This is a genomic window from Kocuria salina, assembly GCF_013368965.1.
Taxonomy (GTDB): domain Bacteria; phylum Actinomycetota; class Actinomycetes; order Actinomycetales; family Micrococcaceae; genus Kocuria; species Kocuria rosea.
Window position 1 is genome coordinate 272,611 of record NZ_SSSF01000004.1, and the last position, 13,002, is coordinate 285,612.

A 13,002-nucleotide genomic window follows, 5' to 3' on the forward strand; every position below is an offset into this window, starting at 1 on the left:
GACCGGCCGGACCTAGGATGGTCGCATGCTCAGCATGACCTTCACCGGGCTCGTCGCCTACCCGATCACACCCTTCCAGCAGGGTGGCCGCCTGGACCTGGAGTCCTTCGGGCGCTACGTCGGCCGGCTGTCCCGATCGGGCGTGGACGCCCTGGTGGTCCTGGGCAGCTCGGGCAGCTTCGCGTACCTCTCCGGGGAGGAGCGGGCCGAGGTCGTGGGCGTCGCCGTGGAGGCCGCCCGCGGCTCCGGGGTGCCGGTGGGGGCGGGGATCTCCGCGATGACCACCCGCGAGGTCCTCGAGATGGCCTACGCGGCGGAGAACGGCGGGGCGGACGGGCTCGTGCTCAACCCGCTGTCCTACATCCCGCTCGTCTCCCAGGAGATCGCCGACCAGGTGGAGACGGTCTCGGGGGCCGTGTCCCTGCCGCTGTGCATCTACAACAACCCGACGACGACGGGCTTCACGTACCCGGTGGAGCTCGCCGCCGAGCTGTCCTGGCTGGAGAACGTCAGCGCGTTCAAGGACACCGCGGACTCCCCGGCGGACCTCGCCGCACGGCGGCACCGGTTCGCCGAGCTGGCGGAGCCGGGGACGGCCCACGGGGTCAGCGGGGAGCGGCTGCTCCACGAGGCGGCACCGGACGCCGCGGCCTGGCACTCCGGGATCGCCGCGGTGCTCCCGCGCCAGTACGCCGCCTTCCGGGCCGCGGTGGTCTCGGGCGACGACCGCGCGGTGCGCACCTGGCAGGCGGCGCTGACCCCGCTGATGGAGATCCTGCGCCAGGAGCGGCCCCTGAGCTCCCTGTACGCCCTGGCCGAGGTGTGCGGCGTCAGCACGGCCCCGCCGCGGCGGCCGCTGCTGCCGATCCCCTCGGCCAGCCGGCAGCGCCTGGCCCAGGCCGTCGAGGAGCTGCTCGACGAGGCGCCCGACGAGCGGGCCTGAGGGCCTCAGCCGCGGGACGGGGCCTCGGCCGGCTGCGCCCGGTCGGTGCTGCGCAGCACCGGGGCCGGGGTGCGGGTGACCGCGAAGCCCTTCTCCACGGTGCGGGCCGTGGCCCAGATCAACACCGCGGAGCCCACCAGGTGCAGGGCCACGGCGACGATCGGCACGCCGTTGAAGTACTGGTAGTAGCCGATGAGCGCCTGCAGGACCAGCGCGGCCAGGAGCACGTTGAGGCCCGAGGCCAGCGGCACGGGCCACCGGTGCCGGCGGGCGAGCACGAGCCCGAGGACCACGGCCGCGACGATCAGGTACACGGGGACCGCGTGGGCGCGGGTGACGAGGTAGGCGTCGAACGCGTGCCGGGCGGTGGTGTCGTCCCCGGCGTGCGGGCCGGTGCCCGTGACCAGGGTGCCCAGGTAGAGGATCAGCGCGGTGAGCACCCCCAGGCTCACCATGAGCCCGCGGACGGTCCGCCGCTGCCCGTAGGCCTGGCCGGGGCGCTCGGCGTCCCGCACGGCAGGCAGGGAGCGCCGCCGGGTGCGGTTGACCAGCACCGTGGCCAGCGCGATCATCGCCCCGGAGATGAGGTAGTGGATGCCCACGATCCACGGGTTGAGCCCGGTGAGCACGGTGATCCCGCCGACCACGGCCTGCAGCGGGATGCCGAGACCCAGCAGCAGGGCGATCCGGAAGAGGTCGCGGTGCTCGTGGCGCAGCCGGAGCACGGCCAGGAACGTCAGCACCGCCACGGCGGCCAGCAGGAAGGTCAGCAGCCGGTTGCCGAACTCGATGAGGCCGTGCATGCCCATCTCGGGGGTGTTGGTCCAGGACTCGTCCGTGCACCGGGGCCAGGTGGGGCAGCCCAGGCCCGAGCCGGTCAGCCGGACGAGCCCGCCGGTGAGGATGAGCACGGAGTTCGCCACCAGCGACGCGACGGCGAGCCACCGCACCCACGGGGTGATCCGGCTCGGCAGCAGGCCGCCGCCGTGCTCGCGGACGTCGACGTCGCTGGGGTCGCTGGCGCGGTTCATGAGTTCACTTCCGGACGGGGTCGGTGCGGCGGGGTCTCCGCGCCCAGTTTATCCGCCTCCGCGGCCCCCGGGTCCCGCCGGCCGGGACGGGCCCTCGGGGCCGGGTCCGGACCGGCGGCTCAGCTCCAGCGGAACCAGCGCACGGCCCCGGCCCAGGCGGCGGCGGCCCAGACGAGGAGCACCAGCACCGGCAGCGGCGTGGGCGCCCCGGTGAGGAACGTCTCGCGCAGGGCGGTGCCCAGCGCGCCGGAGGGGAGCACCTCCACCACCCAGGTAAGCCCCGCCGGCAGCGTGCTCGAGGGGAACAGGGTGCCGCCCACGGCGGCGAGCAGCACCCACACGAGGTTGGTGACGGCGAGGGTCGCCTCGGCGCGCACCGTGCCGGCGAGGAGCAGCCCCAGCCCGGTGAACGCCGCGGCGCCGAGCAGCAGCACCGGCACGGAGGCGAGCACGGTGGCCGCGTCCGGGCGCCAGCCGAGGGCCGCGCCGAGCGCGGCCACCAGCACGTACTGCACCACGAGCACCGCGACGATCGCGAGCAGCTTGCCGGCGATCAGCCCGCCGCGGCCCAGGGGAGTGGTGGAGAGGAAGCGCAGGACCCCGTAGCGGCGGTCGAAGCCGGTCTGGATGCCCTGGCCCGAGAAGGCGTTGGAGAGCACGCACAGCGCCAGCACGCCCGGCACGGCGACGTCCACCCGGGAGGCGCCGGCCGGGACGGCGGCGTCCAGCAGGTCGGTGAGGGTCAGGGCCACGAGGGCCATGAGCGGCAGGATGACCAGCAGCAGCAGCTGCTCGCCGTTGCGCAGCACGGCCCGCGTCTCGTAGCGGGCCTGGGCGGCCACCCGGCGGGCCAGGGTGGCGGGCTCCGGGCGGGGGGCGGTGGCGGTGGGCAGGGCGGGGGCGGTCATCGGATCTCCCGTCCGGAGATGTCGAGGAAGACGTCCTCGAGGGTGCGCGGCTGGAGGGACAGGGACTCGGGCAGCGTGCCGGTCGCGGTGAACCACCGGGTCACGGTCTCGAGCATCGGGGGCGTGAGGACGCCGGTGAGGGTCACGGTGCGGTCGGCGCGGTCCGCCCGGACACCCTCGAACCCGGGGCCGTCCCACGGGAACGGCCCCGCGCGCAGCTGCTCCGGGGCCAGCGTCAGCACGAGCACGGCGGGGGCGTCGGCGCCGGGGGCCACCAGCTCCGCCACGGACCCCTGGGCCATGACCCGGCCGTGGTCCACGATGTAGACCTGGTCGGCGAGACGCTGGGCGTCGTCGAGCAGGTGCGTGGTGAGGATGATGCACACCCCCTCCCGGCGCAGCTGCTGGACGAGGTCGAAGACGATGTTGCGGGACTGCGGGTCCATCCCGGCCGAGGGCTCGTCGAGGAAGAGCACCTCCGGGTTGCCCGCGAGGGCCGCCGCCAGGGCCACGCGCTGGCGCTGGCCGCCGGAGAGCCGGCGGACCACGGTGCGGTCGAAGCTGCTGATGCCGAGCCGCTCCACGAGCTCGTCCATGTCCCGGGGGCTGCGGTAGAGGGACGCCACGTGCCGGAGCAGCTCCAGCGGGCGCACCGCCTGGGGGAGCCCGCCGTCCTGGAGCATCACGCCCACGCGGGCGCGCAGCGCCGGGCTGGCCCGCCACGGGTCCTGCCCCAGCAGCCGGACAGTGCCGCCCGTGGGCCGCTGCAGCCCCTGGGCGCACTCCAGGGTGGTCGTCTTGCCCGCGCCGTTGGGGCCCAGCAGCGCCGTGATCTCGCCGTGCCGCGCGGTGAGGGACAGGCCGTCGACGGCGTGCACCACGTCGGCGCGCGCCGCGCCCGGTCCGACCGGGCGCCGGGAGCGGCGCCGGCGGACCGGGAACTCCTTCACGAGGCGCTCGATCGAGAGCGCGGGCGAGGACGCGGGGGGACTCTGGGCGGGCACCGGACCAGTGTAGTGCGGGCGCGCCCGCGGCCCGCGGCCCCCTTGGCCCCACCGCGCCCCCGGGGTTATTATGAGTAAGTCGTGATTTTTGGACGGAGCCCGGTAAGGCTCCACTTACTGGTCAGACCGGAATGAATTACGACATACTCCGGTTGTGTATTAGAAGCGTCCCTTGCGGGTCGCGCGCTGCAGCACGAGAGCCTCCACCCCCGAGCAGGAAGCGAACGGTTCACCCATGACTCAGACCACGGACGCCCGGAGCAGGTCCCGCTCCGGCCCGCGGGCGGAGCAGGAGGAGAACACCCGCTCGCGCGTGCTCGGCGCCGTCCTGGAGCACGGTCCCGTCTCCGCCGCGGACCTCGGCGAGATGCTCGAGCTGACCCCGGCCGCCGTGCGCCGGCACCTGGACGCCCTCGAGCAGCAGCACTTCATCGAGGTCACCATGGTCCGCCGCCGCAGCGGGGGCGCCGGCCGCCCCGCGCGGCGCTACGTCGTCGCCCCCGAGGGCCACGCCAAACTCGGCGACGACTACCTCGAGATCGCGACCGACGCGCTGGAGTCCATCCGCCGCATCGCCGGCCCGGACGCCGTTCACGCCTTCATCCAGGAGCGCGTGGACCGCCTGGAGGCCTCCTGCCGCCCCGAGGTCGAGGCCGCCGGGGACGACGTCGCCGACCGTCTGCCCGTCCTGGTGCGGCTGCTCAGCCGCGACGGGTTCGCCGCCTCCACCAACGAGGTGGCCGTCGGCCGCGGCGAGTCCCGCACCATCGTCTCGGCGCAGCTGTGCCAGGGGCACTGCCCCGTGCGCGAGCTGGCCGCCCGCTACCCGCAGTTCTGCGAGCTGGAGACCGAGCTCATCGCCCGGCTGCTCGGCACCGACGTCCGCCGGCTCTCGACCCAGGCCGCCGGCGCGCACGTGTGCACCACGCACGTGCCCCTCACGCGGCCGGGACCCGCCGCGGCACCGACTTCCGTGGACCGCACCGCGGCCCGCGCCACAGACCAGACAACAGAGGAAGGCCGTCATGACTGACCAGATCGCCAGCGGCAACGACACTGTCATCGCCGACATCCTGGAGAAGAACCCGGAGCTCGAGGGCATCGGCACCTACGAGTACGGCTGGGCCGACTCGGACGTGGCCGGCGCCTCCGCGCGCCGCGGTGTCGACGAGGACGTCGTCCGGGACATCTCCGCGAAGAAGAGTGAACCGCAGTGGATGACCGACCTGCGGCTGAAGGGCCTGAAGTTCTTCGACCGCAAGCCCATGCCCACGTGGGGTGCGGACCTGTCCGGGATCGACTTCGACAACATCAAGTACTTCGTGCGCTCCACGGAGAAGCAGGCCGCCACCTGGGAGGACCTGCCCGAGGACATCCGCAACACCTACGAGAAGCTCGGCATCCCCGAGGCCGAGCGCGGACGGCTCGTCTCCGGCGTGGCCGCCCAGTACGAGTCCGAGGTCGTCTACCACCAGATCCGCGAGGACCTGGAGGAGCAGGGCGTCATCTTCCTCGACACCGACACCGCGCTCAAGGAGCACCCGGAGCTCTTCGCGGAGTACTTCGGCACGGTCATCCCCGTGGGCGACAACAAGTTCGCGTCCCTGAACACGGCCGTGTGGTCCGGCGGCTCCTTCGTCTACGTCCCCAAGGGCGTGCACGTCGAGATCCCGCTGCAGGCCTACTTCCGCATCAACACGGAGAACATGGGCCAGTTCGAGCGGACGCTCATCATCGCGGACGAGGACTCCTACGTCCACTACATCGAGGGCTGCACCGCGCCGATCTACAAGACCGACTCGCTGCACTCCGCCGTCGTGGAGATCATCGTCAAGAAGAACGCCCGCGTGCGCTACACGACCATCCAGAACTGGTCGAACAACGTGTACAACCTCGTGACCAAGCGCGCGATCGCCCACGAGGGCGCCACCATGGAGTGGATCGACGGCAACATCGGCTCGAAGGTCACCCAGAAGTACCCGGCGGTCTACATGACCGGCGAGCACGCCCGCGGCGAGACCCTCTCGATCGCGTTCGCCGGCGAGGGGCAGCACCAGGACACCGGGTCCAAGATGGTGCACATCGCCCCGAACACGTCGTCGTCGATCGTCTCGAAGTCCGTGGCCCGCAACGGCGGCCGCGCCGCCTACCGCGGTCTCGTGCAGGTGCGCGAGGGCGCCCACGGCTCGAGGTCCAACGTGGTCTGCGACGCCCTGCTGGTGGACACGATCTCCCGCTCCGACACGTACCCGTACGTCGACATCCGCGAGGACGACGTCACCATGGGCCACGAGGCGACCGTCTCGCGCGTCTCCGAGGAGCAGCTGTTCTACCTCATGCAGCGCGGGATGGCCGAGGACGAGGCCATGGCGATGATCGTGCGCGGGTTCGTGGAGCCGATCGCCCGCGAGCTGCCCATGGAGTACGCGCTCGAACTCAACCGCCTCATCGAACTGCAGATGGAAGGATCCGTTGGCTGACATGTCCAAGCTGAACGAAACGATTCGCAACGCCACGGAGGCCGCCGCCTCCGCGGCCACCGCGGTGGCCGACAAGGCCGTCGGCGCGGCCAAGGACGCCTACGGCAACCTGGGCGAGAAGGTCGACGGGGTCCGCACCGGGGAGGGGCGCGTCGCCATCCCGGGCATGGACCTGGAGGGGGAGCGGCTGGCCCGCGACAAGGTCGAGAACGACACCCTGGTGCGGCACACCGCCCACGGCGACATCTCCGGCGTGCCCGACTCCTCGCGGGCCGGGCGGCGCACGTCCTACGACGTCGCCGACTTCCCGAAGCTCACCGGCCGGGAGGAGGACTTCCGGTTCACCCCGCTCAAGCGCCTCAAGGGGCTGCACGCCGACGCCCTGACCGGCCCCGCGCCCGCGGTGACCGTGGACTCGGACGCCGTGCGCGTCGAGACCGTGGGCCGGGACGACGCCCGCATCGGCAGCGCCGGGATCCCCGAGGACCGCGTCTCCGCCAACGCGTGGAGCAGCGTCACCGAGGCCACGGTGCTCACCGTGCCGCAGGAGACCGAGGTCGCCGCGCCCGTGCTCGTGGACATCCACGGCTCGGACGCCACCCCGGCGGCCCAGCACCTCGTGATCGACGCCCAGCCCTTCTCCAAGGCCCTCGTGGTCCTGCGCCACCACGGCAGCGCCGTGCTCTCGCAGAACGTCGAGTTCCGGGTCGCCGACTCCGCGAACCTCACCGTGGTGACCCTCCAGGAGTGGGACGACGACGCCGTGCACGCCTCCTCCCAGCAGGCGCGCCTCGGCCGGTCCGCGACCTTCAAGCACGTGCTCGTCAGCCTCGGCGGCGACCTCGTGCGGGTCACCCCGTCCACCCGCTTCGACGCCCCGGGCGGCTCCGTGGAGATGTACGGGCTGACCTTCGTGGACGCCGGCCAGCACCTGGAGTCCCGGCTGTTCGTGGACCACTCCCAGCCGCACTGCACCTCGCGGGTGACCTACAAGTCCGCGCTGCAGGGCGAGAACGCGCACGGCGTGTGGATCGGCGACGTCCTCATCCGCGCCACCGCGGAGGCCACCGACACCTACGAGCTCAACCGGAACCTGATCCTCAACGACGGCCCGCGGATGGACTCCGTGCCGAACCTGGAGATCGAGACCGGCCTCATCACCGGTGCGGGCCACGCCTCCACCACGGGCCAGCTGGACGACGAGCACCTGTACTACCTCATGTCCCGGGGCATCCCCGAGGACGAGGCGCGCCGGCTCGTGGTCCGCGGGTTCCTCTTCGAGATCATCCAGCAGATCGGTGTCCCGGACATCGAGGAGCGGCTGCGCGGGTCCGTCCAGGACGAGCTCGCCTCCGCGAACTACTGATCCGCCGCGCCCGCACGCACCCTTCCGACCCCAGACTTTTTCGACCACAGGAGAACCATCCATGGCAACTCTCGAGATCAAGGACCTGCACGCGTCCGTCGTGCTCGACGACGAGACCACCAAGCCGATCCTCAAGGGCGTGAACCTGACCATCACCTCCGGTGAGGTCCACGCGATCATGGGCCCCAACGGCTCCGGCAAGTCCACGCTGGCCTCCACCATCGCCGGGCACCCCAAGTACGTCGTCGACTCCGGCGAGGTCCTCCTCGACGGCCAGAACGTCCTGGAGATGTCCGTGGACGAGCGCGCCCGCGCCGGGCTCTTCCTGGCCATGCAGTACCCGGTGGAGATCCCCGGCGTGACGACCTCCAACTTCCTGCGCACGGCCAAGACCGCGATCGACGGCGAGGCCCCCTCGCTGCGCACGTGGACCAAGGACGTCAAGGCCGCCATGGAGCAGCTGAAGATCAGCCCCGACATGATCCAGCGCAACGTCAACGAGGGCTTCTCCGGCGGCGAGAAGAAGCGCCACGAGATCCTCCAGCTCGAGCTGCTCAAGCCGAAGATCGCCCTGCTGGACGAGACCGACTCCGGGCTCGACGTGGACGCGCTTAAGGTCGTCTCCGAGGGCGTCAACCGCGCCCTGGAGACCAACGACATGGGCGTCATGCTCATCACCCACTACACCCGCATCCTGCGCTACATCAAGCCGCAGTTCGTGCACGTGTTCCACGACGGCCGCGTGGTGGACGAGGGCGGTCCCGAGCTCGCCGAGCGGCTCGAGAACGAGGGCTACGACCGCTACCTGGCCCCCGCCAAGTAAGCGGCTCCGACCCCACCAGCTTTCGAAAGGAGGCCAGCGATGGCCGACACCCCTGCTGAGACCACCGCCGACCCCGCGACCGCGGGCCGGCCCTCCGCCGAGGAGGTCGAGGAGGCGCTCAAGAACGTCATCGACCCCGAGCTCGGCGTCAACATCGTGGACCTGGGCCTGCTCTACGGCTCCAAGTGGGCCGAGGACGGCGCCCTGGTCCTCGACATGACCCTGACCACGGCCGCGTGCCCGCTGCAGGACGTCATCGAGGAGCAGTGCGCGCAGAACCTCGACCCCATGGTGGACGAGTGGCGCGTCAACTGGGTCTGGATGCCGCCGTGGGGTCCCGACCGGATCACCGAGGACGGCCGCGACCAGATGCGGGCCCTGGGCTTCAACATCTGAGTCCTCCTCCGCACCGACGCTGCCCCGCCCACCTCGCAGGAGGTGGGCGGGGCGTCGTCGTGCCGCGCCCCGTTCGATAAGTAACCTTGCGAATTGTGGGTGCGCCGACGCCGCGCGCTCCTACACTGCCGTCATGGGCCAGACCTTGCTCTTCGGGATCGTCGCCTCGAGCGCGCTCGTCATCGGGGCGCTGGTCGGCGTGCGCTTCGAGCTCCCGAAGCGCCTGCTCGCCATCCTGCTGTCCTTCGCCGCGGGCGCGCTCATCACCGCGCTGGCCTTCGAGCTGTTCGAGGACGCCTACGAGCGGGGCGGAATCTGGCTCGCCGTCATCGGTCTCTTCGCCGGCGCCGTGGTCTTCACGGCGCTCAGCGCCCTCCTGGACCGCTGGGCGCAGCCGGGGCCCGCCTCCGCGGACGCGGAGCAGCAGCAGGGCAGCGCCAAGCTGGACACCGACGCCGCCGCGGACGAGAAGGCGCCGACGGCCGCCTCCACCGGCGGCGCCGCGGGGCTGGCGCTGCTGGCCGCCGTCACCCTGGACGGTGTGCCGGAGAACGTGGCGCTGGGCGTCTCGCTCACCGAGGGCACGGGTGGGCTGGCCCTGCTCGCGGCGATCTTCGTGTCCAACCTGCCCGAGTCCCTGGTCGGCGCGGCGTCCATGCGCGAGCAGGGCATGCCCCGCGGCAAGGCCGTCCTGCTCTGGACGGTCTGCGCCGTGCTCCTGGTGGTGGCCGTGCTGATCGGCGCCGGTCCGCTGGCCGGCAGCGACCCCGAGACGATCTCCCTGCCGCTCGCCTTCGCCGCCGGCGCGGTGATCGCGTCCCTGGCCGACACCCTGATGCCGGAGGCCTACGAGCACGGCGGGCCGGCGGTGGCCCTGAGCACGGCGGCGGGCTTCGCCCTGTCCTTCGCCCTGTCCCTGGCCTGAGCACCGCTCGGCGCTCCCCGGGGGGCGTCACGCCGCGCGTCCCGTGCTCCGCTCGGGCCCGGTCCGTGGCAGAGTCGACGCGTGAACACCGACGAAAAGCGCATCGCCCTGCTCATCGACGCCGACAACGCACCGGCGGCCAAGATCGACGTGGTCCTCGCCGAGGTGGCCCGCCACGGCGCCGCGAACGTCCGGCGCGCCTACGGCAACTGGAAGAGCCCGCACCTGCAGCAGTGGGAGGCGGTGCTGCACGCGTACGCGATCCGGCCGATCCAGCAGTTCGCCTACAGCACCGGCAAGAACGCCTCGGACATGGCCATGGTGATCGACGCCATGGACCTCCTCTACGCCGGATCGGTCGACGGCTTCGCGATCATCTCCAGCGACGCCGACTTCACCCCGCTGGTGATGCGGATCCTCACCGACGGGCACAAGGTCTACGGATTCGGCCAGCGGCAGACCCCGGAGCCGTTCATCAACGCCTGCTCGCAGTTCACCTACGTGGAGAGCCTGGGGGAGCCCGCCGAGGAGAAGCCCGGGGAGGCGCCGGCGGCCGCGCCGCAGCAGGCGCTGCGCGGGGACGCCCGGCTGGTCAGGATGCTGCGGAGCGCGGTGGACGCCGCCAGCGGCGACGACGGCTGGGCGCACCTCGGCGCCGTCGGCCAGCAGATCGGCAACCAGGCGTCCTTCGACTCCCGCAACTACGGGTACCGCAAGCTCAGCGACCTCATCGAGGCCACCGGCCTCTTCGACGTCCGCCGGCAGAACCCGGGCGTCCAGGTGCGGGACAGCCGCCGCCGCTGACCCGGGCGCGCTCGGAGGGGGTCAGAGGGCCGGCGGGGCGTTCAGGTCGCGGGCGCTGAAGGTGTCGCAGGCGTTGATGTCGCCGGTGCGGTAGCCCGCGTAGAACCACAGCTGACGCTGGGCGGAGGCGCCGTGGGTGAAGTTCTCGGGGCTGACCCGTCCCTGGGTGGTCTCCTGGATCCGGTCGTCGCCGATCGCGGAGGCGGCGTCGAGGGCCTGGTCGAGCTCCTCCTGGGAGATGTCGCCCAGGTCCACGGCCCCTGACGTGTCCCCGGCGGCGCCGCCGGCCCACAGCCCGGCGAGGCAGTCGGCCTGCAGCTCCACGCGCACGGCGCCGGACTCGGGGCCCTGCGGGTCCTGCTGGGCGTAGCCGAGGGTGCCGATCTGGTTCTGGATGTGGTGGCCGAACTCGTGGGCGAGCACGTACTCCTCGGCCAGCGGGCCGCCCTCGGCGCCGAACTGGGTCTGCAGCTCGTCGAAGAACGCGATGTCGAGGTAGGCGGTCTCGTCCGCAGGGCAGTAGAACGGGCCCACGGCCGAGGACGCCGCGCCGCACCCCGTGTTGGTCTGGCCCTCGAACAGCTCCACGCCGGGCATCACGTACTGCTCGCCCGTGGCCTGCGGCAGGTAGTCCTCCCAGAACTGGTCGAGGCTCTGCGCGGTGGCGATCATCCGGCAGTCGGTGTACCGGTTGGCGTCCTCACCGGTCCGGCACCGCTCCGCCCGCTCCTGCTCCACGGAGGTCTGCGACCCGGTGTCCTGGCCGCCCCCGCCGGTGATCGCGTCGATGCCGTCCTGGCCGAAGAGCAGCCCCACGACGAGCAGCAGCAGTCCGCCGCCCAGTCCACCGCCCACGGCGATCCCGCGTCCTCGCCCGCCGCCGCTGCCGACGCGGGAGGCGTCCAGCTGGGAGCTGTTGTCGAAACTCATGGCTGAAGTGTAAGCCGTCTGATGGTGGCGCGGGTGCCGGCGCTCAGTCGAAGCCGCGGGCGGCGAGGGCCTCACCGGTCCGCTGGGCGTAGGCGACGGCGGAGATCACCGCCGGGGTCACCAGTCGCACGGGGTTCGGGCGCAGCCCACGGGCTCGCACGGCGTCCCGGAGCTCGCCCACGGCGCCCACGATGAAGGGGATCGAGCGCAGCATCAGGGAGATCGCCAGGCCGATGCGCTCGGGGTCCGCCCCGACCAGCCGCACCGGCGAGCACAGCCACACGACGCCGTCGAGGAGCTCCGGCAGGGGCGTGGTGTGCATCAGGACCCGGGTGAGCACGAGGAGGACGACGATCGTCAGCACCACGTCGGCGGCCATGGCCGGTCCCGAGGTCAGGACGTGGTAGACGGCCAGCAGGACCAGCACGGGCAGGGCGGGGGCGAGTCCCCGCCACCACTCGCGGGCGCCGATGCCCGCGGCGGAGCCCGCGACGAGCAGGAGCAGAGTGAGCGCGGCGGGGACCGGCCACGAGGGCGAGAGCACCACGGCCAGGGTCACGGCGACGATGCCGAGCCCCTTGACCCGGAGCGGGGCGCGGTGCAGGGGGCCGGTGCCGGGGGAGTAGCTGCCGAAGAGGTCCGGGCCCCGGCTCACGGGCGCGCCTCCCCGGGGAAGCCGTGCGCGCACCACCGTTCGTAGGCGGGGACGACCTCCTCGGGCGGACCGTCCGCGACCAGGGCGCCCTCGTGCAGGACCAGGACGCGCGGGGCGGTCGCGGCCAGGCCGAGGTCGTGCGTGGAGATCAGCAGCTGGTGCGGGAGCCCGTCGAGCAGCCCCATGAGCCGCCCCCGGTTGCGCAGGTCGAGCAGGGTGGTGGGCTCGTCGAGGACGAGCACCTCGGGCTCCACGGCGAGCACCGCGGCGAACGCCGCCAGCTGGCGCTCCCCGCCGGAGAGGTCGTAGATGCTGTGCTCGGCCCGGTGGCCGATGCCCGCGCGCTCGAGCAGCTCGAGGGCGGCGGTCCGTCGTCGGGCCCGGGGCACGCCGGCCCCGCGCAGGGACAGCTCGACGTCCTCGACCGGGGTCGGCATCACCAGCTGGGAGAGGGGGTCGGTGAACACGAAGCCCACCCGACGCCGGGCCGCGCGCACGTCCCGGGTCACGTCGGTGCCGTGCACCGTGACCGTGCCCGAGGACGGGCGGACGAGGCCGTTGAACAGCCGCAGGAGCGTGGACTTCCCGGATCCGTTGAGCCCGAGCACGGCCACCCGCCGCTCGCCCAGGCTCACGTCGAGGTCGCGCAGCAGGGTCAGCTCACCCGAGGCGGTGGGCACCGTGACGGTCACGCGGGAGCACACGAGGGCCGCGGCCCCGGGGGATCCGGGCACGGC

Annotated in this window: 14 protein-coding genes; 8 read left to right on the forward strand and 6 right to left on the reverse strand. The window is 72.6% G+C overall.

What is annotated here, in order from left to right; translation table 11 throughout:
- The first annotated feature begins 25 nt into the window (after positions 1-25).
- A complete protein-coding gene (locus tag E7Z53_RS10330) occupies positions 26-943 on the forward strand; it encodes a dihydrodipicolinate synthase family protein (RefSeq protein ID WP_176337710.1) in 918 nt (305 codons plus the stop codon).
- A gap of 5 nt (positions 944-948) precedes the next feature.
- Here E7Z53_RS10330 and E7Z53_RS10335 read toward each other — a convergent pair whose 3' ends face one another.
- The 3 genes from E7Z53_RS10335 to E7Z53_RS10345 all read right to left on the reverse strand — a co-directional run bounded on the left by E7Z53_RS10335 (position 949) and on the right by E7Z53_RS10345 (position 3,886).
- On the reverse strand, positions 949-1,974 hold the full coding sequence (locus tag E7Z53_RS10335; RefSeq protein ID WP_035923968.1) for a COX15/CtaA family protein: 1,026 nt from the start codon (positions 1,972-1,974) through the stop codon (positions 949-951).
- A gap of 119 nt (positions 1,975-2,093) precedes the next feature.
- Positions 2,094-2,882 carry an ABC transporter permease gene (locus E7Z53_RS10340; RefSeq protein WP_176337711.1) on the reverse strand — a complete coding sequence of 263 codons (789 nt, stop codon included), beginning with the start codon at positions 2,880-2,882 and terminating at the stop codon, positions 2,094-2,096.
- A complete protein-coding gene (locus E7Z53_RS10345; protein ID WP_369597969.1) occupies positions 2,879-3,886 on the reverse strand; it encodes an ABC transporter ATP-binding protein in 1,008 nt (335 codons plus the stop codon). Before E7Z53_RS10345 ends, E7Z53_RS10340 begins: the two co-directional genes overlap by 4 nt.
- 235 nt (positions 3,887-4,121) lie before the next feature.
- Between E7Z53_RS10345 and E7Z53_RS10350 the strand changes: the two genes are divergently transcribed.
- The 7 genes from E7Z53_RS10350 to E7Z53_RS10380 all read left to right on the forward strand — a co-directional run bounded on the left by E7Z53_RS10350 (position 4,122) and on the right by E7Z53_RS10380 (position 10,680).
- Positions 4,122-4,919 carry a helix-turn-helix transcriptional regulator gene (locus E7Z53_RS10350; protein WP_176337712.1) on the forward strand — a complete coding sequence of 266 codons (798 nt, stop codon included), beginning with the start codon at positions 4,122-4,124 and terminating at the stop codon, positions 4,917-4,919.
- Complete coding sequence (sufB, locus tag E7Z53_RS10355) at positions 4,912-6,366, forward strand: Fe-S cluster assembly protein SufB (RefSeq protein WP_035923965.1); 1,455 nt, start codon at positions 4,912-4,914, stop codon at positions 6,364-6,366. The genes E7Z53_RS10350 and sufB overlap by 8 nt, the downstream gene beginning before the upstream one ends.
- Positions 6,367-6,532: 166 nt before the next feature.
- Positions 6,533-7,732, forward strand: a complete 1,200-nt coding sequence (gene sufD, locus E7Z53_RS10360; RefSeq protein ID WP_043739415.1) for a Fe-S cluster assembly protein SufD — start codon at positions 6,533-6,535, stop codon at positions 7,730-7,732.
- Positions 7,733-7,793: 61 nt separating this feature from the next.
- Positions 7,794-8,555: a Fe-S cluster assembly ATPase SufC gene (gene sufC, locus E7Z53_RS10365; RefSeq protein WP_017834303.1), complete on the forward strand. Its 762-nt coding sequence runs from the start codon at positions 7,794-7,796 to the stop codon at positions 8,553-8,555.
- Positions 8,556-8,594: 39 nt separating this feature from the next.
- Positions 8,595-8,951: a metal-sulfur cluster assembly factor gene (locus E7Z53_RS10370; RefSeq protein ID WP_035923963.1), complete on the forward strand. Its 357-nt coding sequence runs from the start codon at positions 8,595-8,597 to the stop codon at positions 8,949-8,951.
- A gap of 133 nt (positions 8,952-9,084) precedes the next feature.
- Positions 9,085-9,876 (forward strand): ZIP family metal transporter, encoded by a 792-nt coding sequence (locus E7Z53_RS10375; protein WP_095651528.1) that lies wholly within the window; start codon positions 9,085-9,087, stop codon positions 9,874-9,876.
- 81 nt (positions 9,877-9,957) lie between these two features.
- Positions 9,958-10,680, forward strand: coding sequence for an NYN domain-containing protein (locus tag E7Z53_RS10380; RefSeq protein WP_176337713.1), 723 nt, complete (start codon positions 9,958-9,960; stop codon positions 10,678-10,680).
- Positions 10,681-10,701: 21 nt separating this feature from the next.
- Here E7Z53_RS10380 and ypfJ read toward each other — a convergent pair whose 3' ends face one another.
- From ypfJ to E7Z53_RS10395, 3 genes are read right to left on the reverse strand one after another with little or no spacing between them, the layout of a single operon-like run.
- Complete coding sequence (ypfJ, locus tag E7Z53_RS10385; protein WP_031283431.1) at positions 10,702-11,610, reverse strand: KPN_02809 family neutral zinc metallopeptidase; 909 nt, start codon at positions 11,608-11,610, stop codon at positions 10,702-10,704.
- A 43-nt stretch (positions 11,611-11,653) separates the two neighbouring features.
- A complete protein-coding gene (locus E7Z53_RS10390; protein WP_035924101.1) occupies positions 11,654-12,265 on the reverse strand; it encodes an energy-coupling factor transporter transmembrane component T family protein in 612 nt (203 codons plus the stop codon).
- A complete protein-coding gene (locus tag E7Z53_RS10395; protein ID WP_017834296.1) occupies positions 12,262-12,999 on the reverse strand; it encodes an energy-coupling factor ABC transporter ATP-binding protein in 738 nt (245 codons plus the stop codon). The genes E7Z53_RS10390 and E7Z53_RS10395 overlap by 4 nt, the downstream gene beginning before the upstream one ends.
- Positions 13,000-13,002 lie beyond the last annotated feature (3 nt).

What these genes read in the sequence shown, in the direction of transcription:
- E7Z53_RS10335 (WP_035923968.1), bottom strand. Translation starts at nt 1,974, where the DNA reads ATGAACCGCGCCAGCGACCCCAGCGACGTCGACGTCCGCGAGCACGGC.
- E7Z53_RS10375 (WP_095651528.1), top strand. Translation starts at nt 9,085, where the DNA reads ATGGGCCAGACCTTGCTCTTCGGGATCGTCGCCTCGAGCGCGCTCGTC.
- E7Z53_RS10370 (WP_035923963.1), top strand. Translation starts at nt 8,595, where the DNA reads ATGGCCGACACCCCTGCTGAGACCACCGCCGACCCCGCGACCGCGGGC.
- sufD (WP_043739415.1), top strand. Translation starts at nt 6,533, where the DNA reads ATGGACCTGGAGGGGGAGCGGCTGGCCCGCGACAAGGTCGAGAACGAC.
- E7Z53_RS10340 (WP_176337711.1), bottom strand. Translation starts at nt 2,882, where the DNA reads ATGACCGCCCCCGCCCTGCCCACCGCCACCGCCCCCCGCCCGGAGCCC.
- sufB (WP_035923965.1), top strand. Translation starts at nt 4,912, where the DNA reads ATGACTGACCAGATCGCCAGCGGCAACGACACTGTCATCGCCGACATC.
- sufC (WP_017834303.1), top strand. Translation starts at nt 7,794, where the DNA reads ATGGCAACTCTCGAGATCAAGGACCTGCACGCGTCCGTCGTGCTCGAC.
- E7Z53_RS10350 (WP_176337712.1), top strand. Translation starts at nt 4,122, where the DNA reads ATGACTCAGACCACGGACGCCCGGAGCAGGTCCCGCTCCGGCCCGCGG.
- ypfJ (WP_031283431.1), bottom strand. Translation starts at nt 11,610, where the DNA reads ATGAGTTTCGACAACAGCTCCCAGCTGGACGCCTCCCGCGTCGGCAGC.
- E7Z53_RS10330 (WP_176337710.1), top strand. Translation starts at nt 26, where the DNA reads ATGCTCAGCATGACCTTCACCGGGCTCGTCGCCTACCCGATCACACCC.